Here is a 24,814-nt window from a genome sequence, read left to right as displayed (position 1 = left end):
CCGGGTGAAGTCTCACTGGGCGGTTCAACGATACGGTGAAGGTCATGGCTTCTTCCACCGTGAACCCGCACGCCGACGACCTGGCCGCCCGGATCCTGGACCTGCCCGGTGTGGCGATGACCGTGATCGAGCCGGATTCCGGGATGCCCGCCTACACCTGGGGAGACCGGTTCTTCTTCGTCGGCGAGGATCGGATGCGCCCGTTCGCCACGATCGTCTTCCATGACGTTCCCGGCTTCGACGAGGAGTCGCGGCTGGATCGCCCGGGCGCGTACCGCCTCAACATCGAACTGGGCCGCGACGAGTTCCGCCGTCTGTTCGATTTCGGTCCCGAGGAACTCGCCGCGAAGCGGGCCGCCATCGACTTCGCCGCCGCCGACCGGTTCGTGCCACACCCGGCCTACGGCGTGCAGGGCTGGGGCAGCGTCGTGAACCCGGGCCTGTCCACGGCGGCGGAGGTCGCGCGACTCCTGGAGCACGCGCGGGCACGATCAGTGGCCCGCCAGAGCCGAGGCGCCGCCCGCTCCGACGGAAAGCACCCAGGCGCCTGACCTGCGTGGGGTCCGGCCGTGGTTCAGGCGCCTTGCGGGTGTCTGGGTGGGTTCGTGGCCGACGGCTCGGCGCTGGGTGCGTACGAGGGAAGGATGACCGGATCGGTCCGGGGTGGGACGCGATGGTGTCTGCCGGAGGTGCCGTGCGCGGCGTTTGATGAAGGCATGACCAAGGCGCTCATCGTGATCGACGTTCAGGAATCGTTCCGGGCCCGGCCGCTCTGGCGGACCGTCGACAACCCGGACGTGGTGGAGAAGGTCGGCCGGCTCGTGGATGCCGCGCGGGCTGCCGGCGAGAAGGTGATCTGGGTGATCCACGAGGAGCCGGGCACCGGCGGCACCTTCGACCCGGTGAACGGATTCGTGCGGGTGGTGGACGATCTGAAGCCGGCCGCCGACGAGCCGTTGCTGGTGAAGAACGTGCACAACGCGTTTACCGGTACCGATCTCCAGCATCGCCTGACGGTCGCCGGGGTCCGGTCGGTGACCGTCTGCGGACTGCGGACCGAGCAGTGCGTGGAGACGACCGCCCGGGTCGCGTCCGACCTCGGCTACGACGTCACGTTCGCGATCGACGCGACCGCCACCCACCCGATCCCGCACTGGGACGCCCCCGCCGACCAGACCGTCGAGGAGCTGCTGGCCGACCCGCGTACGCTCGCCGCGGAGGACGTGTCGACCCGGACGCGGTACGCGCTGGCCGGCCGGTTCGCCACGATCAAGACCGTTGCGGAGATCATCGGGGAGTGACCGGATCGTGAGTCGCGTGGTGTTCGTGCTCACCCCTCAGGTGCACCTGCTGGACCTGGCGGGCCCGGCGCAGGTCTTCTCGACCGCGCCGGGCTACGAGCTGTTCTACGTCGCTGAGGCGTCGCCGGTGCCGACCTGGCAGGGGATCGCGCTGGAGGCGAGCAGCGAGTGGCCGGACCTCGGCGCCGACGACCTGATCTTGGTGCCGGGCTGGAGGGACGGATACGGATATTTCGGGAAATATCCTCTGGAAAGACTCGCCTCGCACCACGCGGCCGGCGGAACCGTCGCCAGTGTCTGCGCCGGCGCTGACGCGCTCGGTCGTGCCGGCCTGCTCGCCGGCCGCCGCTGCACCACCCACCACGACCTGCAGGAGCGGCTGGCCGCGTCCTACCCGGCCGCCACGGTGCTGCGCGACGTCCTCTACGTCGCCGACGACCGCGTGGTCACCTCGGCCGGCATCGCCAGCGGCATCGACCTGGCACTGCACCTCGTGGCGCAGCGGCACGGCCCGGCCGTCGCGGCGCAGACCGCCCGGGAGATGGTCGTCTACGCCCGGCGCAACGGCGACGACCAGCAGGAGAGCGCGATGCTGCGGCACCGGTCGCACCTGAGCGACGTGGTGCACCGCGTGCAGGACCGGATCGACGCCGGCTTCACCGACCCGCTGCCGCTGGGTGAGCTGGCCGCCGCGGCCGGGGTGAGCGAGCGGACGCTGACCCGGCTCTTCACCGCGGCGACCGGGCAGACACCGCTGCGCTACCAGCAGCAGCTGCGGCTGGAGAGGGCCGAGCACCTGATCGGCCACGGGTCCACGGTGGAGTCGGCGGCCCGGGCCGTGGGATTCGGTGACGCCCGGATGCTGCGGCGGCTGCGCTCCCGTATCGTGGCCGCGTGATCGTGAAAGGCGTCCTCTTCGACCTGGACGGCACGCTCGGCGACCACGACGGCTCGGTCGAGGCCGCGCTGAAGGGCTGGCTGCCGACCATCGGGGTGGCGTATTCGCCCGAGGTCCACGCGCTCTGGGACGAGATCGCCGAACGCCATCTCGCCACCTGGCGGCGACGGGAGATCGACTTCATTGAGCAGCGCCGGCGGCGGCTGGCGGACTTCCTGCCACTGGTGGGCGCGAAGGACGAAGAAGGGCTCTTCACCGGTTATCTGGCGCACTACGACGCCGGCTACCGGGCCTACGACGACGCGGCCGCTGCGGTGGCCGCGGTTGCCGGGGCCGGCCTGGCGGTCGCGGTGCTGACCAACGGCAGCGCGCTCCAGCAACGCGGCAAACTGCGCCGGATGGGCCTGGGCCACATCGCATCGGTGTTCACTCCGGACGATCTGGGTGTCGCCAAACCCGATCCGGACGCGTTCCGCCTCGCCTGCGAGCGGTGGGGGTTCGCGCCGGGCGCGGTGCTCAGCGTCGGTGACAATCACGCCTTCGACGTGCTGGCAGCGCGGGCGGCCGGACTACGGGCGGTGCACCTCGACCGGTCCGCCACGGGACCGGCCGAGGAGACGCGCCGCATCAGCACGCTGGACGAACTGGCGACCTACTTGTAAGTGATGTTCGCGGTCGTGTACTTGCAGAAGGTGCCGTCCGGGCCGCTGCCGGTCTTCGTCGGCTCCTTACCGGTGTTGTTGCCGGTGAAGCGGTCGCAGATCGAGATCTTCTTCTTGCTGTCCCCGGTGATCGTGATGCCGGAGAGGGTGGCGGTGTCGCCGAAGTTGGTGTTGATGCCGACCAGGGTCTTGCCCGGGGCCGCGACGGTCACGTTCTTCACGATCACCGTGCGCTTGTACTGCGTCGAGCAGTTGCCGCACGAGCGGTACAGCTTGCCGAAGTCGCTCACGTCGAAGCCGCTGATCGTCAGCGTGCCGCCGCCGTTGTGCTGGAACACCTTGTCGTCGGCCGACTTGGCGCCGCCGCCGGTCACCGTGTACTTGGCGCTGGAGCCGCCCTTGAAGGTGGCCGCGTCCTCGCCGACGTTCTCCCACCACACGTTCTGGATCGTGCAGGAGCCCTTGCAGTGCACGCCGTCGGCGGCCGGGGAGCCGATGATGACGTTCTTCAGCACCGCGCCGTCGGCGAGCACGAAGAGCGGGTCCTGGCCCTCGTCCTGGGAGTCGCTGCCGAGGGCGCCGCTGCCGACGTACCGCTTGAGGCCGCCGTCGAGCGTGCCGGAGACCGTCTTGCTGGCGGTGAGCTTGACCGTGCCGGTCGCGCTCGGCCACGTCGCGGCCGAGGCGCCCTGGGTGTAGACCACCGCGCCGAGGCCCAGTCCGACCGCGGCGACCGCCACGATGCCGGCCCGCCACCGCTTCCGCAGATTGTTCAACACGATCCAAGCCTTCCGTCGACGATGTTGTCGAAGGCTTAGTGATCGCCGGCCGCCGAAAGGTTGCCCGGCACGTCCAGATCCTCGTCATCGGCCACGTCGCCGACATTCACGATCAGGACCTTCCTGGTACGGAGATAGTCCCGCGCCCCCCGGTCCCCGCCGGCGGTGGCGGCGACCCCGGCCCAGTGCTCGCGGCCGAGCAGTACCGGATGCCCGCGGCGATCCCCGTACCCGCCCATGACCAGGGCTCCGGGCGTTGCGTGAGCGGTGACCCGGCGGACCGCCTCGGCGGTGACGCCCGGCATGTCGACGAGCAGCACCACCGCGGCGGTGGCATCGGTCGTCTCCAAGGTCGCCAAGCCGGTGCGCAGCGACGAGCCCATGCCGCTCGCCCAGTCCGGGTTGATCACGGTCGCCGGCAGGTCGGGGGCCCGAGTGAGCACCTCGTCCGCGGCCGCGCCGAGGACGACCAGCACGTGGTCGCAGCCGGCCTCCCGCAGCGTGGCCGCCGCGCGCTGCACGAGCAGGCGCCCGTCGTGCTCGACGAGCGCCTTCGGCATGCCGTAGCGGCGGCCGGCGCCCGCTGCCAGCACCAGGCCGGCGACCGTCATGAGCACGCCCCGCGCCGGGCCCGCGCCGCGGCCGTCATGAGCGGGCGACCCGGGGGAGACCCCAGACGGCGGCCAGCGGCAGGGCCGTCCGCGGGTGGTAGGCGGCCCGCCACAGCCCGCCGTGCGCCGCGCCGTTCGCCTCGTCCTTCCAGGCGGCCGGGTCGGCCGGGCGGGGACGGCGGATCTGGTGGACCATCAGCGCGGCCATGAGACGGCTCGCGGTCGCCGGTTCGAAGATCTCCACGTCGAAGAGGTGGGCGCCGGCGTACGCCGCGGCGAGCAGCCGGTTGCTCACCACCGACCGGGTGCGCGTCGGCGGCGCCACCGAGAAGCTGACCGTCCCGTCCCGCCGGGCCACCGTCGCCCGCCACCGGTGGATGCGCTTGGCCAGGGCGTAGTTCGGTCCCTGCTGCGGCACCAGGCTGTCGCTGATCCCGGGCACGGCGTCGTACGGGTAGTTCGGCCGCAGCAGCCGCCCACCGGAGACGACCGCGCCGGCCCGGGCACGGCCGGACCGGGCCGCGTACCGTTCCCGGCCCTGTGTCACGGCCTCGCCCGGCACGGCGTAGACGTCGGTCGGGGTGGCGAGGAAGGCCAGCGCGGTGTCCGGCCGCTGCTGGCGTACGTGCACCGCGAGCGCGTCGAGCGCCGCCGCGAGCCGGGGGTAGGTGCCGCCCGGCGCGTAGACGTAGTTGCCGAGGATGAGCCGCTCGCCGAACCCGAGCAGCCACTGCGCCACCGCGCCGAGATCGCTGAGCAGGTCGGCGCCGGGCACCCCGGCGACCGGCTGCGGGATCGCCGCGGCGTCGGCGGCGTCCACCGGCTCGTCGACCGGGCCGGTCGTGGCGCTGAGCGGGGCGAGCAGCCGGCCGGCCGACTTCGACGCCACCGCGGCGGTGCGTTCCCACAGGTCCTGGCGGGGCAGGTCGACGGCGAGGACGGTGCCGCCCCAGGTCAGCACGGACGCGAGCGGGCCCATCTCGGACCCGGCGCCGAACGCGACGAGCCGCTGGTCGCTGAGGTCCAGCCAGTCCGGGTTCGCGGCGACCTCGGCGACGGCACGCGCCGCCGACTGCTCGATCACCCCGGCCGACACCCACACGTCGAGCTGCCGTTTCAGGGCGTCGCCGCTGAGCAGCGAACCGCGGTACGGCACCGTCAGCTCCTTGACGGCGACGCCCGTGCCGACCACCGAGACCGTCTCCAGTGGCCGGTCCGGCGCGGCCATCAGCGCCTGCGCCAGGGTGAACTCGCCGTCGTCGCGGCGGAACCGCATCCGTGCCTGGACCGATGCCAGTCCGGCTTCGGCGATCTCGTACGCCTCGGTCCCGTCACCGGCGAGGCCCGCCTCGACGAGGGCCCGGAAGTGCCGCAGGTAGCCACGCCGCCAGTCGCTCTCCCGCTCGGCCGCGGCCGCGGCGGCGGGGTCGGCGGAGCGGAGCGCGTCGGCTACCACGGAACGGCCGAAGGAGTTGCTGCTGCGCCGGCCTGACTCGTCGGCGGGGAAGTCGGTGCTGGGGGTCACCGCGCCAGTATGGCGGTCTCCTACCAGAGTAGGAGAGGGCCTACGACGACCGGCCACAACTGCGGCCGCCGGTCGGACGATCCCGCCCTCGCACGGCGAGACGCTGCTGGCATGACAACGATCGATATGCCGGCCCTCCGCGCACCGGTGCGGTGGAACCGGGCACTGCTCGCTCTCACCGCCGTCTCCGCCGTGCTCACCATCGTGGCCGCCGTCGGCGTCTTCACCGACCCGAGGATCCTGACCGGCGTCCCGATCTGGCTCAAACCGTTCAAGTTCGCCGTCTCGTTCGTCGTCTACGGCTGGACGCTCGCCTGGATGCTGGCGGTCCTGCCCCGCCGCAGCCGGCCGGCCGAGCGGGCCGGCATCGTCGTCGTCGGCGTGGCGGTGGTCGAGCTGACGATCATCGTGGCGCAGGTGATCCGGGGACGGACCAGCCACTACAACGTGGCGACGCCGCTCGACGCGACGCTCTGGTCGCTCATGGGAACATCCATCATGGTCCTCTTCTTCGCGCACGTGGTGATCGCGGTGGCCGCGCTGCGGCAGCGGATCCCGGACCGGGCGGTGGCCTGGGCGATCCGGCTCGGCCTGCTGGTGTCGCTGCTCGGCATGGCGCTCGGGTTCCTGATGACCTCGCAGGGCGGGACGCCGGACGCGATCGGCGCGCACGCGGTCGGTGTGCCGGACGGCGGGCCGGGCATGCCGATCACCGGCTGGAGCACGACCGGCGGCGACCTGCGGATCAGCCACTTCGTCGGCCTGCACGCCCTGCAGGCGCTGCCGATCCTGGCGTTCCTACTGACCCGGACCGGCCTGAGCCCGGCGAAGAAGACCCGGCTCGTGCTGATCGGTGGCGGGGCCTACGCCGTACTGGTGCTGCTCCTGACCTGGCAGGCCCTGCGAGCGCAGCCGCTGCTGCAACCGGACGCCACCACCCTGATCGCGTTCGCGGCCCTGGCCGCGGGAACCGCGGGAGCGGGCGCCTGGGCGGTGAAGCGATGACCGAACTGCTCTTCGGCCTGACGTTCGCGCTGGCCGCGCCGTTCTGGGCGCTGATGATCCTGCTGCCGCGGTGGTCCTGGACGACCCGGATCATCGGTTCCCCGCTGATCGTTCTGCCGATCCTGGCGATCTACGCGCTGCTGGTGATCCCGGCGTTCGCCGAGGTGCTGCCGGCCGTGGCGAACCCGACCCTGGCCGGGGTGACCGCGCTGCTCGGAACCCCGGCCGGCGCGGCGGCGGGCTGGGCGCACATGATCGCCTTCGACCTGTTCGTCGGCCGCTGGGCCTATCTGGACAGTCGCGAGCGCGGCATCTCACCGTTCGTCATGGCGCCGATCCTCCTGCTCACGATCCTGCTGGGCCCGCTCGGCCTGGCCGCCTACCTGGGAATCAGGAAACTCCTAGGCTGATGACCATGGGCCGCCTCTTCGACGTACGGGACACGTTCACCAGGATGGTTCTGCTGAACACCTCCGGCGTCGTCTACCTGCTGCTGGCGCCGCGACAGACCGGGGTGCCGGTGAGCGGCCTGCAGTGGACCCTCGCGATCGCCGCGTTCGCCTCCGGCCTGCTGCTGCACCGCCGGCCACCGATCAACCTGCTCGTGCAGACCACGCTCTTCGCGGTGGCGCTGCAGACCCTGGAGGACGCCACGATCAACCAGGTCGGCACGGCGTGGACGCTCGGCGAGATGGCGGTCTGGTCGCCGAGCCGCCGCTGGCTGTGGGGGAGCGTCGGCCTGGTCGCGTCGGTCTACGTGGTCTTCCACCGATCCGGCTCGCTCACCGAGAACCTGGTCGGGCTCTGCATCAACCTGGGGCTGCCGGTGCTGATCGGCACCGTCGTCCGGACCACCCACGAGCTGGGCGTGCAGGCCGAGCGCCGGCTCGTCTCCGAGCAGCGGGCGGCCCGGGCCGACGAGCGCAGCGCGATCGCCCGGGAACTGCACGACGTGGTCGCCCACCACGTCGCGTCGATGGTTCTCCGGGTGGGTGTGGCGCAACACGTGCTGCCCGGTCTCGACCCCAAGGTGGCCGCCGTCTTCGACGACGTCCATCGGACCGGGACGGCGGCCCTGGGGGATCTGCGGCGGCTGGTAGCGGTGCTGCGCGATCCCGAGGGGGTCCGGGGTGACGCCGCCCTGACCGCGATCGACCCGTCCGCACTTCCGGCGGCGCTGGACGGCGCCGTGGAGACGGCGAGGCGGGCCGGCGTGATCGTCGAGGCGGAGATCGACCCGGAGGTCGGCAGGCTGGACGCGGTCCGGGGCCTGGCCGTGCTCCGGCTGACCCAGGAAGGGCTGACCAACGTGGCGAAACACGCCGGGCCGTCCGCCCGCGCCCGGCTCCGGATCGTCCTGACCGGTGACGACCTGGAGTGGGAGGTCGCCGACGACGGTGGCGGTCAGGTGCGGGCCACCCCACCCGGTGGCGGGCACGGTCTCACCGGCATGAGAGAAAGGGTGGAGGTGCTCGGCGGCGTGCTGAGCGCCGGCCCGCACGGGGACGGCTGGCGGGTAGCGACTCTGTTGCCGGGGGAATCGCAGTGATCCGGGTGTTGCTCGTCGACGATCAGCAGCTGGTCCGGGCCGGGCTGCGGATGCTCTGCGACGCCGAGCCGGGCCTCGAGGTGGTCGGCGAGGCCGGCGACGGGAAGTCCGCGATCGAGCTGGCCGCCCGGCTGACCCCGGACGTCATCGTGATGGACCTGCGGATGCCCGGCGTCGACGGGATCACCGCGACCAGCCGGATCGTCGGCGAGCGGCCGTCCGCACGGATCCTGGTGCTCACCACGTTCGGCGACGACGACCATCTCTACCCGGCGTTGCAGGCCGGGGCGTGCGGGTTCCTGCTCAAGGACGCGCCGCCGGCCGAGCTGCTCAACGGGATCCGGCAGGCCGCCGCGGGGGAGAGCCCGTACAGCCAGGAGGTGCTGCGGCGGCTGGTCCGCCGGGCCGTCGACGCCAAACCCGCGGCGTCGCGCCGGCCGGCCGGGCTGACCGGCCGGGAGCAGGAGGTGCTCGACCTGGTCGGCGAGGGCCTGAGCAACGCGGAGATCGCCGAGCGGATGCACATCGGCGTGACCACCGTGAAGACGCACATCACCGCGCTGATGACGAAGACCGGCAGCCCGAACCGGGTGCGACTCGCATTGCTCGCCGTCCGCAACTGAACCGCACTCCGCTCGCCGGCCGGAAGTCCGATCTCGGGGGCATGCGTAAGTTGACCCTGGCTCTCACCGCGGCCGTCGCCGCCGCTGCTTCGGCCGTCGTCCCGTCCGCCGCGCAGGCGTCCGTGACCGATCGCTACATCGTGACCCTGAAGCAGCAGCCCGGCCAGGTCAGCACGCTGAGCACCGGCGCCGGACGGGTCATGCACCGGTTCCGCTCCTATCCGGGGTTCACCTCCGAGCTGACCGCCGCGCAGGCGAAGCGCCTGCGGGCCGACCCCGCGGTCCGGTTCGTCGAGAAGGACCGGGTCGTCCACCTGACCGGCACGCAGAAGAAGCCCGGCTGGGACCTGGACCGCATCGACCAGCGCGGCCGCACCCTGTCCAGGAGCTACCTGCCCTCGGCGGACGGCGACACCGTGCACGCGTACGTCATCGACACCGGGATCCGGACCACGCACACCGAGTTCGGCGGGCGGGCCGTCTCCGGGTACGACTTCGTCGACCGGGACGGCAACGCCGGCGACTGCAACGGCCACGGCACGCACGTGGCCGGTTCGATCGGCGGGAAGACGTACGGGGTGGCGAAGAAGGTCACCCTCGTCGGCGTGCGGGTGCTGGACTGCGACGGCGCCGGCACCCTCGCCGACGTGATCGACGGCATCGACTGGGTCACCGGCCACGCCGTGCATCCGGCGGTCGCCAACATGAGCCTCGGCGGCGCCAGCAGCCAGGCCCTCGACTGGGCGGTCCGGAAGGCGATCCTGTCCGGCGTGACGTTCGTGGCGGCGGCCGGGAACGAGAACGTGGACGCGACACTGAGCAGCCCGGCCGGTGTGCCCGAGGCGATCACGGTGGCGGCGACCGACGCGAAGGACAAGCGGGCGTCGTTCTCCAACTACGGCACGATGGTCGACATCTTCGCGCCGGGCGTGGACGTCACCTCGGCCACGGCGGCGAGCAACACCGCGAAGGCGAGCTGGAGCGGCACCTCGATGGCGGCCCCGCACGTGGCCGGCGCGGCGGCGCTGCTGCTCGACGCGAACCCGTCGCTCACCCCGGCGCAGGTGCGCGACAAGCTCGTGGCGAACGCGACGAAGGGCAAGGTCACCTCGCGAGCCGGATCGCCGGACCGGTTGCTCTTCGTGCCGGCCCCGCCCGGCGTCCCGGTCATCGCCACCTCGCGGGCGGCCGCTGCCACGGTCGGTACGGCGTACAGGATGCAATTGAAGCTCGGCAGTGGCCGGCGCGGCAGCTGGAAGCTCGCGGGAGGCTCGTTGCCCGCTGGTCTGAGACTCTCGGCTGCCGGGGTCATCTCGGGCACGCCGACCACGCCGGGCGACCGGGCCGTGACCGTGCGTTTCACCGACTTCGTGCCGCAGGCCGCGACCCGCACGATCGTCATCCCGGTGGCGGCGAGCGCGCCGTCGATCACCACCGCGCTGCCCGATGTCGTCGCCGGATCGCCGATCTCGGTCCAGCTCAGCACGGTCGACGGCCGCGACGGCTCGTGGATCCTGGAGTCGGGCGTACTGCCGGACGGACTCGTTCTGGACGAGACCGGCCTGGTCAGCGGCGTGGTGACGGCGGAGGCAGGCACGCGGTTCGACTTCACCGTGCGCTTCACCGACGCCGGGAACGGTACGGCGACGCGGGCCTATTCGGTCACCGTGAGCTGATCACCAGTCGAGTGCGGCCGCGTACTTCTGCGCGATCGCACTCGTCTCGGTGAGGTCCGCCTCGACCACCGGCAGCCCCGGCCGGACCGCGATGGCGCCGAGCTCGACGAGCAGCTGCCTGAGCAGGGCCTCCGCTGCGGTGGCCTGCGCCGCCACGCCGGCGGTCACCACCGGCACCGCGAGCTTGCCGGCCAGGGCCTGCGCCGGCAGCTGGTCCAGCAGCACCTTCAGCACGCCGGTATAGCTGCCCTTGTAGGTGGGCGTCGCCACGACCAGCAGGTTCGCCTCGGTGATCGCGGCGAGCGCGGCAGCCGTCGCGTCGTCGCCCGGGGTGAGCAGCCCGGCGCCGATGTCGCCCACCTCGATGAGGACCGGGTCCGGCGAGCCGATCGTCGTCGCGATCGCCTCGCCGACGGCCGAGGCAAGGATGGACGTCCGCGAGCCGGTGCGGGGGTTGCCGGAGATCACGACGATTGCCGTCATCGGGGGTCCTTTCAGGCGGCTTTGCGAAGATTGTGGTAGGTGCCGTCGTGGTACACCAGCGGCGTCGCCGCGAGGTCGTCGTGCACCGCGCCGGCGACCGGGGAGGCCAGCACGATCGTGTGATCGCCGGCCTCGACCCGCCGGACGACCCGGCAGACCAGGCGCGCCAGGACGCCGCCGAGCAGCGGGACGCCGCCCGGACCCTCCTCCCAGTCGCCGTGCGCGGCGAACCGGTCGATCCCACGCCTCGAGAACGTCCGCGCCACGTGCTCCTGCTCCTCGGTGAGCACGTGCACGGCGACGACGTCGGCGTCCGATACGGCGGGCCAGGCCGAGGCGGTGTGCGCCAGGCAGAACGAGACCAGCGGCGGGTCGAGCGAGACCGAGGTGAACGAGGTCGCGGTGAATCCGGCGGGTCCTGCCAGGTCTCCTCCGGGAGCCGTGATCACCACGACGGCCGCGGCGTGCCGGCGGAGCAGGTTGCGGAAGAGATCGGCGTCCACGAGTGAGCTGACGGTCATGAGGTCCCCCTCGTTGTTTCTCAAGTCCTATTAAAACTATAGGGAATCCGGGTCGCTTGGGATGAGATGCCCGCCACTACGGTGTGGGATGCCTATCTAACAGATAGGAAATGTATCCTTGGTGGGCGTCACCCGCAACGACCCCCTACAGAGGAGCCGAAATGTCCGCTCTCGCCGTCGCTCATCCGCATGCCACCTATCCCCGCCCGGTCCTGCTCCGATCGGTGCCGGCGACGCCGGTTCTCGACGAGGAGCCGCCGGTCACCGTGACGATCAGCATCAGCGGCGGCGCCAGTGGCCGGGAGCGTGTGCTCGCCGCCCTGCGTGAGCTGGTGGACGCGGCCGGTGAGTCCGCGGCCGTCGAACTGGACCCGGACGTGGCCACGCCACGCGCCGACGGGGAGATCCAGCTCGACCCGCGGGCGAGGACGGCGTTCCGGGACGGCCGGCTGCTCGAGCTCAGCCGCCTGGAGTACGACCTGCTGCTCTTCCTGGCCCGCCACCCGCGCCAGGTGTTCAGCCGGGCGCAGCTGCTCACCCACGTGTGGGGTCACCGGCACACCACCAACCGGACGGTCGACGTGCACGTAAGCCGGCTGCGTACCAAGGTCGACGACCCGGAGCTGATCACCACGGTGTACGGGCTGGGCTACCGCCTCGCGGACGAGGCGCCGATCACCGTCACGGACCGCTGATGGAGTGTCCCTGCTGTTGCCGGCCTGTTGCGGATGGACAAATGGCGTTCATCGCTGATTCATCCCGAAAGGGCTATCGGCATGACGGTATGTCCCGCCGTCATGCCTGGTAGGAGCGGAGTTGATCACTGATCGGAGATCAACTCCGCTCCTTGCCTATAAATAGATCACTTTAAATACTTGCGAGCACGGGTACGCCTGACCGGCGTGCCACCCCCTACCCATCCCCCTGGGAGGAACCGTGCTCAACCCGAAGCTGCGCCGGCCGATCGTCGGCCTGGCCGTGGGCGTACTCGTCGGCAGCGGGCTGGCCGCCATGCCCGGCACCGCCACTGCCGCCCCCGCCGCGGGTGACTCGCTCTACGCGAAGTCCACGCTGGCCTCATCCCTCGACACCAAGCTCGGCACCCGCGACGCCGGGTCCTACCTCGACTCCGCCGGCAAGCTGGTCGTCAACGTGACCGACGCCGCCACCGCCGCCGAGGTGACCGCCGCCGGGGCCACCCCGCGTTACGTCGCTCGCAGCGGCGCCAAGCTGGCAGCCGCCGACGCCACTCTGAAAGCCGACCTGAAGACGCCCGGCACGGCGTTCGCGGTCGACCCGATCTCCAACCAGGTCATCGTGAGCGTCGACGAGACCGTCACCGGCGCGAAGCTCGCCGCGGTCAAGGCCACCGTCGCGAAGCTCGGCGACACCGCCCGCATGGAAACCGTCTCCGGCAAGATCAGCGTCCGCATCTCCGGCGGCGACGCGATCTACGCGCCCAGCGGCGGCCGCTGCTCGCTCGGCTTCAACGTGCGCAGCAGCGCCGGCACCAACTACTTCCTGACCGCCGGCCACTGCACCAACATCTCGTCGACCTGGACGAACGGCTCGGTCACCCTCGGCACCCGCGCCGGCACCAGCTTCCCGGGCAACGACTACGGCATCGTCCGCTACACCAACACGTCGATCACCAAGACCGGCGGCGTCGGCACCTCCATCGACATCACCACGGCCGCGACCCCGGCCGTCGGCGCCACCGTCTACCGCCGCGGCTCCACGACCGGCACCCGTTCCGGCCGCGTCACCGCCCTCAACAGCACTGTCAACTACGCCGAGGGCTCCGTCTCCGGCCTGATCCGCACCACCGTCTGCGCCGAGCCGGGCGACAGCGGCGGCTCGCTCTACTCCGGCAGCACCGCCCTCGGCCTCACCTCCGGCGGCTCCGGCAACTGCTCCTCCGGCGGCACCACGTACTTCCAGCCGGTCGTCGAAGCCCTCAACGCCTACGGCGTCTCGGTCTTCTGATCCCCATCCGCACCATCGGCTCGGCGTCCGTCTCCCGGCGGGCGCCGAGCCTTTTCCTTCCTTGTACGGAGTAGACGGCCGCCCCGAACCCCACCCTCCGCCGTCCCGCTCCGACCGACACCTGACGGCCCCTTCCGCCGGCTCACGCCGCCGCCGGCCCCGGCGTCCCGTCGCCCTCTTCCGGTCGGCCGCTCCGCTCCGATGCGCCTGATCGTGTCCAACCCGCCGTCGGCTGTGCCTCATTGCTGTCGATCCGAGTTTCCGGCAGCAATGAGGCACAGCCGGACCCTGCGGAAGGCGTGGCCGGGGAGCAGGCCGTAGCTCCCGCACCTGATCCAGCGCGCATCCGGTGGCCGGCCCACGGCTCGGGAGTTCCCGGGCCGGAGCCGCGCCTGCCGGTCGCGCCCGAATCGTCGCTCTGGCCTACAGCTGGGGCGGTCAGGCGTCGTGTACTCGTTCCTCACCTCGGCGGCGGAGGAGTTTGAGGCCGGGGAGGCCGGCGATCGCCAGGTGCAGGTCTTCGGTCACTTCGAGGAGTTTGTGCAGGTCCGGGCCGACCTGGTCGAGCTTGCCGAGCAGGGGCATGACGTCGTTGACCAGGTGGTCGCGCAGCTCCGGAAGCTTGTCGACCATCCGGATAGCGGCGGTCACCTCTTCCGGCGTCAGCTCCGAGACGAAGCGGGCGGCGAGCGGCGCGGCCTGCCGGAGCGTCGGCGAGTATTCGCCCAGCAGCCCGTCGACCTCTCCCGCGACACCGTCGGCCCGCGCCACGACCGCCTGCGCCTGGTCAGCGACCCCGGACGCCGCCGTGACGATCTCCCGAGCCGCTCCGGTCAGCCCGCCGACTTCGCCGATGGCCGACCGCGCCTCGGCAGTGATCGTGGAGACCTCACCCATCGTGGACCGCGCCTCGGCAGTGATCGTGGAGACCTCGCCGATGGCGGAGCGGGCGTCCGCGGTGATCGCGGAGACCTCGCCGACCGCCGTCGCCGCGTCGCCGACGATCACGCCTGCTGCCTCGGCGGTGACGGAGGCCCGGCGGATCACGTCGCCGGCCGCCGCCGAGATGGTGGTCGCCTCCTCGACGGTCAGGGCCGCGGCCGTGGCGATGGCACGCGCCTCGGCGACCGTCGACTCCGCCGAGGACGCGATCACGGAGACCCGGGTGATCAGGTCTTCGGCCTGGGCGACGGCGAGGTTCACCCGGTTGATCAGGAGTTCGGTCTGGCCGATCAGGGCGACCGCGCGCACGGGGATGGTCGCGGCGGTGGCCGCCGTCTCGATCACCTGGCCGATCGCGGACCGGGTCAGGTCGGCCGCGGCCGCGGGGGCCGCGAAGGCGGCGCGGGTGAGTGACGCGAGGAAGGGCATACCACCCATCATGCGCCAGACCCGCATCCGTGATCGGTGACGCTGGGTGCGGACATCCTGGCGGACGGTCGAAAGTCGGGCACTCTTCCGGATTCCACAGGCTTTCGGGCGGCATCGGGGGCCCCGGACACGGCAGTATGCATGAGTGCGACGTACCCGGAATCTCGTTCTGATGATCGCGGCCGTCGGCGTCCTCGGTGGCGCGGTGCTGGTGGCGAAGGGCATGACCGGCGACGAGCCCGCGTCCAGCGCGCTCGCCGCGTTCAAGCAACCACCGGCCGCGACACAGCCGGCGGCGAGCCCGTCGCCGACCGGGCCGAGCCCGGAGGAGCTGGCCGCGCAGGAACGCGCGAAAAGGGTCAAAGCACTCAACGCGGCGCTGAAGAAGTACGCCGCCACCGTCCCCGAGTTCTCCGTCGCGGTGCTCGACAAGAAGACCGGCGAGACGTACGCGTACCGGGGCGACGAGAAATACGAGACGGCCAGCGTCGTGAAGGTGCAGGTCCTCGCGTGCCTGCTGCTCACCGCACAGGACAAGGGCCGCAAGGTGACGTCGAGCGAGGACGCGCTCGCCAAGAAGATGATCCGCTACAGCGACAACGCCGCCACCACGTCGCTCTTCAGCAAGCTGGGCCGGTCCAGCGCGATCAGCTCCTGTAATAAGCGGCTCGGCCTCACCCAGACCAAGGTGAGCAGCTCCTGGGGCCTGACCCGGACCACCGTCAAGGACCAGGTGAAGCTGCTGAACGCGCTGGTCGACACGGACGGCGAGCTGAACGCGACGTCCCGGAAGTACGCGGACACGCTGATGAGCACGGTCTCCGAGGATCAGGACTGGGGTGTTCCGGCGGTCGCGAAGGCGGGCGAGGAGGCGACAGTGAAGAACGGCTGGCTCTCCCGTTCCACCGAGAGCGGCCTCTGGATCATCAACTCGGTCGGCCGGGTCACCGACGAGGACACCGACGTGTCGATCGCCGTGCTGTCACACCTGAACAAGACGATGCCGGGCGGGATCAAGGTCGTCGAGAAGGCGGCGAAGCTCACCCGGACGCATTTGAAGTACTAGGACGAGGCCGGGCCCGCCACTTGGAGATCCAGGTCATCGACTGGTTGACCAGCAGGATCAGCAGGACCGCGGCGACGACGCCCTGCCACGGCTCCGGGAAGATCGAGCCGCCGGCCAGGCCGATCGTGGCGTAGACGACCGACCAGAGCGCGCAGGCCGGCAGGTTCGCGACGACGAACGTCCGCCAGGAGAGGCCGACGAACGCGGCGGCGAGCAGCACCGGTACCCGGCCGCCCGGGATGAGCCGGGAGACGAGCAGCACCGGGACCTGCTTCTCCTCGAGGCGGTGCTTCACCGAGCCGAGCCGTTCCTCGTCGCGCAGCCAGCGCAGCCGCCGGGCCAGGCTCTCTCCGCCGAGCCGGCACATCGCGTACATCACCAGGTCGCCGGCGTAGGCGCCGGCCGCACCGGCGATCAGGACCAGCACGATCGTGAACGGCTGGGTGTGGAAGGCCAGGGCCGCGGCGCCGCTCACCGCCGCGCCGGTCGGCACGACGGGGATGATCGCACCGAAGGCGACGATCGCGAAGAGCCCCGAGAGCGTGCCCAGTTCGGCGATCACAGATTGTTCTCCACCGTCAGGGTCTCGCCGTGCGCCAGGACCCGGACGCGGGTGTCCGGGGACGTCCGCACGGCCTGCTCGGCGAACCGGGCGCCCGGGTCGTCGAACATGTGCCGCCGGACCCGGCCGAACCCGACCGGCCAGAACGTGCCGTAGTGCACCGGCACCGCCCAGGACGCCTTCACCCGGCGCAGCGCCTCGGCGCCGTCGACGGCGTCCAGATGGCCGTGCGAGCCGAGGGTCGGCCCCCAGCCGCCGACCGGGATGAGCGCCAGATCGAGCGGGCCGATTCCGGTCATCTCGTCGAAGAGCCCGGTGTCGCCGGCGAACCAGGTACGGGCGGCGCCCTCCACGATGAAACCGATCGCGGCGGCGCGCTCCCGGGACCACGGGCCCCGGCCGCCGTCGTGGCGGGCGGGAACGGCGCGGACCCGTACGCCTGAGATCGCCGTCTCCTCACCCGGCGCGAGCTCGACGATGCGCCCGGCCGCCGCCCGGCCCAGCGCCCTCGCGGTGAAGGCGCCGGCGCCGCGCGGGACGATCAGGGCGGGCGAACCGGGAACGGCTTTCAGCGAGGCCACGTGGAAGTGGTCGGCGTGCAGGTGCGACAGGAGCACGGCGTCGGGCGCGCCGGGCAGCACCGGTGCCGGGCCCGCCATCCGGCGCAGATGGGCGAGGCGGCCGGTGAGCAGCGGGTCGGTGAGCAGGGTGACGCCGGAGTCGGCCAGCCAGACGGTGCTGTGCCCCCACCAGGTGACCGATGTCGTGCTCACCTGTTCACCGTACTCAAGCGCCGCAGGGCCCGGCCGCAGAGGCGCGCGTACGCCTGCTGGAAGAGCACCGCGAACGGGCCGGCGAGCCGCATCAGGGCGCCTGCCGGGCGGCTGAACGCGGTGACCGTGAACCACACCTGGCCGGCGTCGTCGAGCGTGACCTCGAACGCCTCCTCACCGGTGGCGGGATGACCGGGGCGGGTGCCGTAGGCGAAGCCGCCCGCGGAGGACCAGACGATCTCGCAGGGCGCCCGCAGCGGCCCGATACCCAGGGTGAGCCGGACCCCGGCAGCAGCTCGTTCACTGTCGGAAGCGACCCTCGTACCGATGGATCGGTGCATCTGGAAGGTGAGGATCGCCTCGGCCGCCCGGGACAGGACCGCCTCACCCGCCCCGATCCGGACGCGGTAGCGCAGGTGGCGGTAACCCGGGGGAAGAGATCCGGTACGGGTAGCCCCTACGTGTGAATAGGTCAGAGAAGTCACCCCTGCAGTCTGCCCGGGCGTCCGGCAGACTGAGCAACGTGACTGGACCCCGTTCCGCCGTCGTGGTGAACCCCGTCAAGGTGGCCGATCTCGATCAGCTGCGCCGGGTCGTCGGCGAAGCTCTCACCAAGGCCGGCTGGCCCGTGCCGAAGTGGTACGAGACGACCGCCGACGACCCTGGCCGCGGCCAGGCCAAGCAGGCCGTCGCGGACGGCGCCGAGCTGGTCTTCGCCTGTGGCGGCGACGGCACGGTGACCGCCGTCGTGACCGCGCTGGCCGGCTCGAAGACCGCCCTCGCCGTGCTCCCGGCCGGGACCGGCAACCTGCTCGCCGCGAACCTCGGCCTCGGGACCGACCCGGAGACCGGCCTGCAGGTGGCGCTGGAGGGTGGCCGCCGCCGCATCGACGTCGGGGTGATCGACGACCGCTGCTTCGTGGTGATGGCGGGTATGGGCTTCGACGCGCAGATGCTGGAGGGCACGTCGGAGACCGCGAAGAAGCACATCGGCTGGCTCGCGTACATCGGCGGTGGCGCGAAGCACCTGCTGGACCGCCCGATGCGGGCCCGGATCCGGCTGGACGGCGGCCCGCCGATGCCCCGCCGCCCGCGCGCCGTGATCGTCGGCAACGTGGGCCGGCTGCAGGGCGGCGTCCGGCTGCTCAGCAAGGCCGAACCGGACGACGGCATGCTGAACGTGGCGATCCTCAGCCCGGCGAACCTCGCGCACTGGGCGGCGCTCGCCTGGGCGGTGCTGCGCCGCCGCGACCGGGTGCCGCTGATGGAGACGTACACCGCATCACGTGTGGAGATCTACAGCAACCGGGCACAGGCACGTCAGCTCGACGGAGACCTGATCGCACCGGGGAAGGCCATGAAGATCCACGTACGGCACAAAGCCCTGCTCCTCTGCGTCCCGCAGCCCGACGCCGATCCGGACCTGGCGTACGACGCGGGCGCTGTCGCCGATCGCGCGGAGCAGCAACTTTGAGCAGTACCGAACCCGTACCCGAGACCAGGACCATGTCCGGGGACGAGCTGTCCGCGGACGACGCGTTCCTGGCCCTGCGGCACTACGGGCGCTGGCCGCTGCTGCGTGACGCGTTCATCCGGTTCCGGTACGGCGACGGCTTCAGCCACTCCCGGGCGTTCGCGTTGCAGCTCTGCCTCGCGATCGTGCCCTTCCTCATCGCGCTCTCCGGTCTCGCCACCGACCTGGGCGTGGAGTCGGGCGGCCAGGTGGTCGCCGACACGGTGATCGCGCTGACCCCGGGCGCCAGCGAGGACGTCGTCCGCCAGCTGCTGGACGACGGCGAGCGCACCGAGGACGCCGGTGAGCTGGCCCTCACGCTCGGTATGATCACCGGCCTGGTCGCGCTCACTACCGCGATGGCGCAGGTGGAGCGGGGCGCCAACCGGATCTACGGCGTGGAGCGGGACCGGCCGGCCCTGCACAAGTACCTCCGGGCCGCGATCATGGCGCTCTGCGCCGGCCTGCCCGCGCTGTTCGGCTTCCTGCTGCTGGTGGCGGGGCGCGCGTCCGGCAACTCGGCGGAGCAGAACCTCGACCTCTCGCACGGGGTGCGGGTGGCCTGGGACGTCATCCGCTGGCCGGTCAGCCTCGTGCTGATCGTCTTCGCGGTCGGCGCCCTGTTCCGCTACTCGCCGCGGCGCAAGCAGCCGGCCCTGTCCTGGCTGCTCTTCGGCGCGGTGGTGGCGACGGTGCTGTGGTGGCTGGCCAGTCTGCTGCTCGCCGGGTACGTCCGGGTCAGCGACAGTTTCGGCGCCACGTACGGGCCGCTCACCGCGATGATGGCGCTGCTGCTCTGGGCCAACCTGACCGGTGTCGCGTTCTTCCTGGGGCTGGCGTTCGCGGCCCAGCTGGAGGCGAGCCGGGTGGGCGCGAAACCGGCCCAGCCCGACCAGTGGGAGCCCGAGGACACCGGGCAGATCCCGCGTCAGATGCAACCCGGTGTATCGACCGAGGCGACCGGGTAAATGACCGCCCGTGGCAGTGACTGAAGACAATCGCCCGGTACGGCACTTCGTCGAGCGCAGCGTCCTCGGCCTGATCGCGGTTCTGGCCGTGGGTCTGGGCTTCGGCGTCCTGCTGCTTCTGGTGCGGTTCCACTGGGGACCGTTGCATACGCTCGACAGCGACGTGGCGGCCGGCCTGAACAGCTGGGCGTCCGGCTCGGAGACGACCGTCAAGGTCCTCCAGCAGATCTCCTCGGCCGGCGGCCGCGGCTTCCTGATCCCGCTGGTGGCACTCCTGGTGCTCCTGCTGATCATCCGGAAGCAGCCGCGCCCGGCGCTCTACATGGTCGTGGCGGGGGCCGGCGCGCTGATCCTCGACCCGTCGCTGAAGTCGCTGATCGGCCGGCTGCGCCCGGTCGTCGAGGTCCCGGTGGCGCAGGCGCCCGGCAACAGCTTCCCGAGCGGGCACGCGCTCGGCTCGATGGTCGTCTACGGCATGATCGTGCTGGTGTTCCTGCCGGCGGTCCGCCGCCGCTGGCGTCCGGTCTTCATCGGTGCGGCGGCGGTGGTGGTCGCGGCGATCGGCTTCACCCGGATCGCGCTCGGCGTGCACTTCCTCTCCGACGTGCTCGGCGGCTGGCTGCTCGGCATCGCCTGGATCGGTGTCACGGCGTACGTCTTCCAGCTCTGGCGCCGTGAATCCGGCAAGCCCGAGGTCTCCGTCCTGGAAGGTCTGGAACCCGAGGCGCGCCAGGATCTGCGGATCGCGCCGGCCGAAGGGGCCGTCCTCCCGCACCCGTTCGCCAAGGCCGCCGAGATCCTGGTCGGCTGGGTCTTCGTCTTCGGCCTGCTCTACCTGGTCGGCTACACCGTGACCCGCTGGGAGCCCGGCTTCGACGAGGCGTTCCCGGCCTGGCTGCAGAGTTTCCGCACCGAGCGGCTGGACCAGTGGAGCTGGGCCTGGAGCAAGGCCGGCGACACCCACGCCATCCTCTTCATCTCGCTGATCTTCTGCCCGATCGCGCTGGCCCTGTGGCGGCAGTGGCGCCCGGTCCTCTTCCTGGTGCTGACCATGGTCGGTGAGCTGACGCTCTTCCTCTGCGCGGCCGCCGCGGTGGACCGTCCCCGCCCGGAGATCGAGCAGCTGGACGGCCAGATGCCGACGTCGTCGTTCCCGTCCGGTCACATCGCCGCGACCATGTGCGTCTGGGCCGCCATCGCGATCATCACGATGGCCCGCTTCCGCCAGCCGTGGCGCTGGATCTTCCCCGCCCTCGCGGTGATCATGCCGCTCGGTGTGGCGCTCTCCCGGATGTACCGCGGCATGCACCACCCGACCGACATGCTCGGCGCCGCCATCCTGACCGCCTCCTGGATCACCGTCCTCTGGTTCACCATCCGTCCCAACGAGCACGCCGTGACCGCTTCCGAGGCCGCCGCCGAGGTCGCCGAGGAGCCCCGCACCCTGGAGAAGGCCGCCTGACGTGCGGCTGATGACCTGGAACATCCTCCACGGGGGAGGGGACCGCCTTCCGGCGATCATCGAGGTGGTCCGGGAGGCGCGGCCCGACATCCTGGCGATGCAGGAGCTTCGTTCGTACGGGGACAGCGAGGTCGCCGTCCTGGAAGAAGCGACCGGGATGACCGCTCATCTGTCCCGGTCGCTCTTCGGTCAGCCGGTGGCCGTCCTGGTCCGGCCGCCGCTGACGATCACCCGCCGGTCGAGTGTCCGCTGGCGGCTGCACCACGCCGCCGCGACGGTGGTGGTGACGACGCCGTCCGGGCCGCTGTCCGTGGTGAGCACGCATCTCACGCCGTATTCGCCGTACCGCCGGATGCGCGAGGCCGTCTGGCTGGCCGCCCGCCATGCCTCGGCGGACGGTCTGGTGGCGATCGCCGGTGACCTGAACGGTCTCGCGCCGGGCGTCGACCACACCGAGGCGCTGGCGTCGCTGCCCCTGAACCATCGCCGCCGCCACCTGAGCCCCTCCGGCGGCGCCGACACCCGTGCGGTGGCCGCCTTCCTCGCCGCGGGCTTCACCGACCTGGGCCGCGAGTCCGGTCCGACGGTGCCGACGATCGGTCTCCGAGGCGAGGAGTTCGCCGAGACCCGCCTCGACTATGTGCTGGCCAGCCCCGCTCTGACCGAGCACGCCCGCGATCTCCAGGTGATCCGGACCGATGCCACCGACCACGCTTCAGATCATTATCCGGTACGGGTGGAGCTCGACCTCTGACCATAATCGGCGAGGTGAGCATCGACTTCCCCGCGCCGACCGAGGCCGCCGCCGACCGTGCCGAGGTCTTCATCCGCTACCTCGGCTACTTCCGCGAAACCCTGCTGTCCAAGGTCGCCGCCCTGCCGCCCGAAGCCCAGCGGACGAGCCGCCTGCCGTCCGGCTGGACCCCGCTGGAACTGCTCAAACACGTCCGCCACGTGGAACGCCGCTGGATCGAGTGGGGTTTCCAGGGCGCACCCGTGGCGGACCCCTGGGCCGACCGCGCGAACGCCGACCTGAACGCCTCCTGGCACGTCGGCCCCACCGAGTCGTTCGACTCCTTGGCGGCGCAGTTGCGCACCCAGGCGACCCACACGGACAACCTGATCCGAACCACTTCCCCGGACGAGGTGGGCGCCCCCGGCCCTCGCTGGGACGGCGCCGCACCGGCAACCCTGGAGCGCATCTGCTTCCACTTGCTGCAGGAGTACGCCCGCCACACCGGCCACATCGACATCGTCGCGGAACTGTCGTCCGGCCCCGTCGGCGAGTGACGGCGGACGCTAATCGCTCACGGTGTGTTGCAGGCCGACCACGCCGTCCACCGGAAGCTTCGCCCAGCCCTGGAAGGCGCGCACCGAGGCTTCGGTATTGGGCCCGAAACGCCCATCGGCTGCCTGTGGCGTCGTTTCCCACAGGCCGGAAGCGCCCAGTGTCAGTGCCTGCTGGAGGTTGCGGACGACATCACCCTGCGAGCATTGTCGTAGCGTCGGCATCGCATTGCCGTCCGGAAGCGCCTTCCACGTCGCTTCGTCGACGATGCCGGTCACCGGCAGTCCCTCCGCCGCGGCGGCCGGCCCTGAAGCAACTCACCGATGGAGGGTTCGATGACATCGAAGTCCGCGTTTTCTCCGGAAGAGTGGACAACGGTCCTCGAGGGTCCGCCGAGCGCCGGCTTGATGGTGGTCACGGCCTCCAGCGGCGGGATGTTCCGCGAGACGGTGGCGATGTCCAAGGCGTACGCCGAGGCGCGCAGGCTGCACGGTCGAAGCGAACTACTCGATGAGATCGTGTCGGCGAAGCCCAAGGCCGACCACACCCGGTACGGCTCGGTCGACGAGCTCCGCACCAACGCACTCCGGCACGTCCGCGAAGCCGTGGCGTTGCTGGAGAGCAAGGCGACGCCCGAGGAGGTCGACGACTACCGGCACTTCGTCCTCGCGGTGGCGAACAGGGTCGCGGCCGCGCATCGGGAGGAAGGCCAGGCCGTCAGCCCCGCCGAAGCGGCCGCCGTCGAGCAGATCACGGCAGCGCTGGGGGCAGACGCCTCCTGACCCCCGGGCCGGAAACAGCACCACCGCCGCGACGGGAGGCGATCGTCATGGCGGCGCTGTGCTTCCGTGACGGTGCCCGTTCTGGATTCGGCACGCGGGGGCCGAATCGATGCAAAACCTCATGTCGGCTGGGTGATGCCGCCGAGTGTATCCAGAGGAGAGCCCGGGTCCGATTCTGGGCGATGAGAGGTGTCTGGACGAGGAGGTAGCGGTGAAGGCAGTGGTTTATGAGGGACCGCGGCAGGTCAGCGTCAAGGATGTTCCTGACGCGCGGATCGAACGGCCGACCGATGTGCTGGTGCGGATCACGTCGGCGAATATCTGTGGGTCGGATCTGCACATGTACGAGGGACGGACCGATTTCGAGCCCGGCCGGTGGTTCGGGCACGAGAATCTGGGTCAGGTGGTCGAGGTCGGCGCCGGAGTCGACAAGGTCGCGGTGGGCGACTGGGTCGTGCTGCCGTTCAACATCTCGTGCGGGCATTGCAAGAACTGCGAGCGTCAGCTGACGAACTATTGCCTGACCGCGCAGCCCGAGCCGAAGATGGCCGGCGCCGCGTACGGCTTCGCCGACATGGGCCCCTACGGCGGCGGGCAAGCCGAGTTGTTGCGCGTGCCGTGGGGTGACTTCAACTGCCTGCGGCTGGGTGAGGACGCCGAGGAACGTCAGACCGACTACGTGATGCTCGCCGACATCTTCCCGACCGGCTACCACGCCACCGAGATGGCCGGGGTGCAGCCCGGCGACCAGACGGTCATCTACGGCGCAGGCCCGGTCGGGCTGATGGCCGCCCTCTCGGCGACCATCCGCGGGGCGAGCAAGGTGATGGTCGTCGACCGGCACCCCGACCGGCTGCGGCTGGCCGAGTCGATCGGCGCGATCGCCATCGACGACTCCGAGGTCGACCCGGTGCAGGCCGTTCTCGAGCAGACGATGGGACTTGGGGCGGACAACGGCTGCGAGTGTGTCGGCTATCAAGCGCACGAGCCCGACGGCCGGGAGCAGGCCAACCTGACGATGAACCGGCTGGTCGCCTCGGTGCGCTTCACCGGCAGGATCGGCAACGTCGGCGTCTTCGTACCGGAGGACCCCGGGGCCGGTGACGAGCTGGCGAAGCAGGGCAAGCTCGCCTTCGACTACGGCATGTTCTGGTTCAAGGGCCAGCACCTCGGCACCGGCCAGGCCCCGGTCAAGAAGTACAACCGTCAGCTGCGCGACCTGATCGCCGGCGGCAAGGCCGAGCCGTCGTTCATCGTCAGCCACGAGTTACCCCTCGACCGGGCGCCGGAGGCCTATGAGCGCTTCGACAAGCGCGATGACGGCTGGACGAAGGTCGTGCTGCACCCGGCGATGGCGGGGGCGGGGGCCTGACATGGCGGGAGAGCTGAACGGGCGCCGGATCGTCCGGT

General features: G+C 71.3%; 28 protein-coding genes and 1 pseudogene. 19 read left to right on the top strand and 10 right to left on the bottom strand.

All coding sequences use genetic code 11. The features are described 5' to 3' along the window. Positions 1-65 precede the first annotated feature (65 nt). The 4 genes and pseudogenes from EP757_RS03040 to EP757_RS03025 all read left to right on the top strand — a co-directional run. Positions 66-551: pseudogene (locus EP757_RS03040) on the top strand (DUF6194 family protein); the annotation flags it as partial. Positions 552-716: 165 nt separating this feature from the next. After that, complete coding sequence (locus EP757_RS03035) at positions 717-1,301, top strand: cysteine hydrolase family protein (protein WP_174262333.1); 585 nt, start codon at positions 717-719, stop codon at positions 1,299-1,301. A 7-nt stretch (positions 1,302-1,308) separates the two neighbouring features. Next, positions 1,309-2,199: a GlxA family transcriptional regulator gene (locus tag EP757_RS03030; protein ID WP_127542680.1), complete on the top strand. Its 891-nt coding sequence runs from the start codon at positions 1,309-1,311 to the stop codon at positions 2,197-2,199. After that, positions 2,196-2,861, top strand: coding sequence for an HAD family hydrolase (locus EP757_RS03025; RefSeq protein WP_127542679.1), 666 nt, complete (start codon positions 2,196-2,198; stop codon positions 2,859-2,861). Before EP757_RS03030 ends, EP757_RS03025 begins: the two co-directional genes overlap by 4 nt. Here the strand turns inward: EP757_RS03025 and EP757_RS03020 are convergent. The 3 genes from EP757_RS03020 to EP757_RS03010 are packed head-to-tail and all read right to left on the bottom strand — an operon-like array spanning position 2,852 to position 5,776. After that, complete coding sequence (locus tag EP757_RS03020) at positions 2,852-3,640, bottom strand: pectate lyase (protein WP_232050345.1); 789 nt, start codon at positions 3,638-3,640, stop codon at positions 2,852-2,854. The genes EP757_RS03025 and EP757_RS03020 overlap by 10 nt on opposite strands. A gap of 35 nt (positions 3,641-3,675) precedes the next feature. Continuing rightward, positions 3,676-4,251 carry an NTP transferase domain-containing protein gene (locus tag EP757_RS03015; RefSeq protein WP_127542678.1) on the bottom strand — a complete coding sequence of 192 codons (576 nt, stop codon included), beginning with the start codon at positions 4,249-4,251 and terminating at the stop codon, positions 3,676-3,678. Between the two features lie 34 nt (positions 4,252-4,285). Then, a complete protein-coding gene (locus EP757_RS03010; protein ID WP_127542677.1) occupies positions 4,286-5,776 on the bottom strand; it encodes a hypothetical protein in 1,491 nt (496 codons plus the stop codon). 111 nt (positions 5,777-5,887) lie between these two features. Here EP757_RS03010 and EP757_RS03005 point away from each other — a divergent pair, with 111 nt between their 5' ends. From EP757_RS03005 to EP757_RS02985, 5 genes are read left to right on the top strand one after another with little or no spacing between them, the layout of a single operon-like run. Then, positions 5,888-6,781: a hypothetical protein gene (locus tag EP757_RS03005; protein WP_232050344.1), complete on the top strand. Its 894-nt coding sequence runs from the start codon at positions 5,888-5,890 to the stop codon at positions 6,779-6,781. Then, entirely contained in the window at positions 6,778-7,191 is a 414-nt protein-coding gene (locus tag EP757_RS03000; RefSeq protein WP_127542676.1) for an ABA4-like family protein, read from the top strand. Before EP757_RS03005 ends, EP757_RS03000 begins: the two co-directional genes overlap by 4 nt. A gap of 5 nt (positions 7,192-7,196) precedes the next feature. Continuing rightward, positions 7,197-8,330 (top strand): sensor histidine kinase, encoded by a 1,134-nt coding sequence (locus tag EP757_RS02995; protein ID WP_174262332.1) that lies wholly within the window; start codon positions 7,197-7,199, stop codon positions 8,328-8,330. Further along, positions 8,327-8,953 (top strand): response regulator transcription factor, encoded by a 627-nt coding sequence (locus tag EP757_RS02990; RefSeq protein WP_127542675.1) that lies wholly within the window; start codon positions 8,327-8,329, stop codon positions 8,951-8,953. Before EP757_RS02995 ends, EP757_RS02990 begins: the two co-directional genes overlap by 4 nt. Positions 8,954-8,994: 41 nt before the next feature. Further along, positions 8,995-10,629: a S8 family peptidase gene (locus EP757_RS02985; RefSeq protein ID WP_127542674.1), complete on the top strand. Its 1,635-nt coding sequence runs from the start codon at positions 8,995-8,997 to the stop codon at positions 10,627-10,629. Here EP757_RS02985 and EP757_RS02980 read toward each other — a convergent pair whose 3' ends face one another. Together EP757_RS02980 and EP757_RS02975 are read right to left on the bottom strand one after the other, a co-directional pair. After that, positions 10,630-11,112, bottom strand: coding sequence for an NADPH-dependent FMN reductase (locus EP757_RS02980; RefSeq protein WP_127542673.1), 483 nt, complete (start codon positions 11,110-11,112; stop codon positions 10,630-10,632). Positions 11,113-11,123: 11 nt separating this feature from the next. Continuing rightward, complete coding sequence (locus EP757_RS02975; protein ID WP_127542672.1) at positions 11,124-11,633, bottom strand: flavin reductase family protein; 510 nt, start codon at positions 11,631-11,633, stop codon at positions 11,124-11,126. Between the two features lie 161 nt (positions 11,634-11,794). Here EP757_RS02975 and EP757_RS02970 point away from each other — a divergent pair, with 161 nt between their 5' ends. Next, complete coding sequence (locus tag EP757_RS02970; protein ID WP_127542671.1) at positions 11,795-12,328, top strand: winged helix-turn-helix domain-containing protein; 534 nt, start codon at positions 11,795-11,797, stop codon at positions 12,326-12,328. Between the two features lie 241 nt (positions 12,329-12,569). After that, positions 12,570-13,619, top strand: a complete 1,050-nt coding sequence (locus tag EP757_RS02965; protein WP_174262331.1) for a S1 family peptidase — start codon at positions 12,570-12,572, stop codon at positions 13,617-13,619. Positions 13,620-14,057: 438 nt separating this feature from the next. On the opposite strand, the gene EP757_RS02960 is transcribed toward EP757_RS02965, so the two are convergent. Next, the gene (locus EP757_RS02960; RefSeq protein WP_232050343.1) at positions 14,058-14,990 is read right to left on the bottom strand and encodes a hypothetical protein; all 933 of its coding nucleotides are present in this window, start codon (positions 14,988-14,990) and stop codon (positions 14,058-14,060) included. A 172-nt stretch (positions 14,991-15,162) separates the two neighbouring features. Here EP757_RS02960 and EP757_RS02955 point away from each other — a divergent pair, with 172 nt between their 5' ends. Beyond that, a complete protein-coding gene (locus tag EP757_RS02955; RefSeq protein WP_127554055.1) occupies positions 15,163-16,056 on the top strand; it encodes a serine hydrolase in 894 nt (297 codons plus the stop codon). Here EP757_RS02955 and EP757_RS02950 read toward each other — a convergent pair. From EP757_RS02950 to EP757_RS02940, 3 genes are read right to left on the bottom strand one after another with little or no spacing between them, the layout of a single operon-like run. Then, positions 16,031-16,618 carry a DedA family protein gene (locus EP757_RS02950; RefSeq protein WP_127542670.1) on the bottom strand — a complete coding sequence of 196 codons (588 nt, stop codon included), beginning with the start codon at positions 16,616-16,618 and terminating at the stop codon, positions 16,031-16,033. The genes EP757_RS02955 and EP757_RS02950 overlap by 26 nt on opposite strands. After that, a complete protein-coding gene (locus EP757_RS02945; RefSeq protein ID WP_127542669.1) occupies positions 16,615-17,391 on the bottom strand; it encodes an MBL fold metallo-hydrolase in 777 nt (258 codons plus the stop codon). The genes EP757_RS02950 and EP757_RS02945 overlap by 4 nt, the downstream gene beginning before the upstream one ends. Continuing rightward, entirely contained in the window at positions 17,388-17,876 is a 489-nt protein-coding gene (locus tag EP757_RS02940) for a DUF1990 family protein (protein WP_127542668.1), read from the bottom strand. Before EP757_RS02940 ends, EP757_RS02945 begins: the two co-directional genes overlap by 4 nt. Before the next feature lie 38 nt (positions 17,877-17,914). Between EP757_RS02940 and EP757_RS02935 the strand changes: the two genes are divergently transcribed. From EP757_RS02935 to EP757_RS02915, 5 genes are read left to right on the top strand one after another with little or no spacing between them, the layout of a single operon-like run. Further along, positions 17,915-18,865, top strand: a complete 951-nt coding sequence (locus EP757_RS02935; protein WP_127542667.1) for a diacylglycerol kinase family protein — start codon at positions 17,915-17,917, stop codon at positions 18,863-18,865. Beyond that, positions 18,862-19,872: a YihY/virulence factor BrkB family protein gene (locus tag EP757_RS02930; RefSeq protein ID WP_127542666.1), complete on the top strand. Its 1,011-nt coding sequence runs from the start codon at positions 18,862-18,864 to the stop codon at positions 19,870-19,872. Before EP757_RS02935 ends, EP757_RS02930 begins: the two co-directional genes overlap by 4 nt. A 10-nt stretch (positions 19,873-19,882) precedes the next feature. After that, positions 19,883-21,334, top strand: coding sequence for a phosphatase PAP2 family protein (locus EP757_RS02925; protein ID WP_127542665.1), 1,452 nt, complete (start codon positions 19,883-19,885; stop codon positions 21,332-21,334). Between the two features lie 10 nt (positions 21,335-21,344). Then, on the top strand, positions 21,345-22,088 hold the full coding sequence (locus tag EP757_RS02920; RefSeq protein ID WP_127542664.1) for an endonuclease/exonuclease/phosphatase family protein: 744 nt from the start codon (positions 21,345-21,347) through the stop codon (positions 22,086-22,088). 14 nt (positions 22,089-22,102) lie between these two features. Continuing rightward, positions 22,103-22,624, top strand: a complete 522-nt coding sequence (locus EP757_RS02915) for a DUF664 domain-containing protein (RefSeq protein ID WP_127542663.1) — start codon at positions 22,103-22,105, stop codon at positions 22,622-22,624. Positions 22,625-22,633: 9 nt separating this feature from the next. Here the strand turns inward: EP757_RS02915 and EP757_RS02910 are convergent, their stop codons facing one another. After that, positions 22,634-22,900, bottom strand: a complete 267-nt coding sequence (locus tag EP757_RS02910; RefSeq protein WP_127542662.1) for a peptidoglycan-binding protein — start codon at positions 22,898-22,900, stop codon at positions 22,634-22,636. A 57-nt stretch (positions 22,901-22,957) separates the two neighbouring features. Between EP757_RS02910 and EP757_RS02905 the strand changes: the two genes are divergently transcribed. Both EP757_RS02905 and EP757_RS02900 read left to right on the top strand, forming a co-directional pair. Next, a complete protein-coding gene (locus tag EP757_RS02905; RefSeq protein ID WP_127542661.1) occupies positions 22,958-23,404 on the top strand; it encodes a hypothetical protein in 447 nt (148 codons plus the stop codon). Between the two features lie 211 nt (positions 23,405-23,615). Beyond that, positions 23,616-24,776, top strand: a complete 1,161-nt coding sequence (locus tag EP757_RS02900; RefSeq protein WP_127542660.1) for a glutathione-independent formaldehyde dehydrogenase — start codon at positions 23,616-23,618, stop codon at positions 24,774-24,776. The last annotated feature ends 38 nt before the right edge of the window (positions 24,777-24,814 follow it).

Origin of the sequence: Actinoplanes sp. OR16 (genome assembly GCF_004001265.1) — a bacterium.
Lineage (GTDB): Bacteria > Actinomycetota > Actinomycetes > Mycobacteriales > Micromonosporaceae > Actinoplanes.
This window is presented reverse-complemented; position numbering and strand designations above follow the sequence as displayed.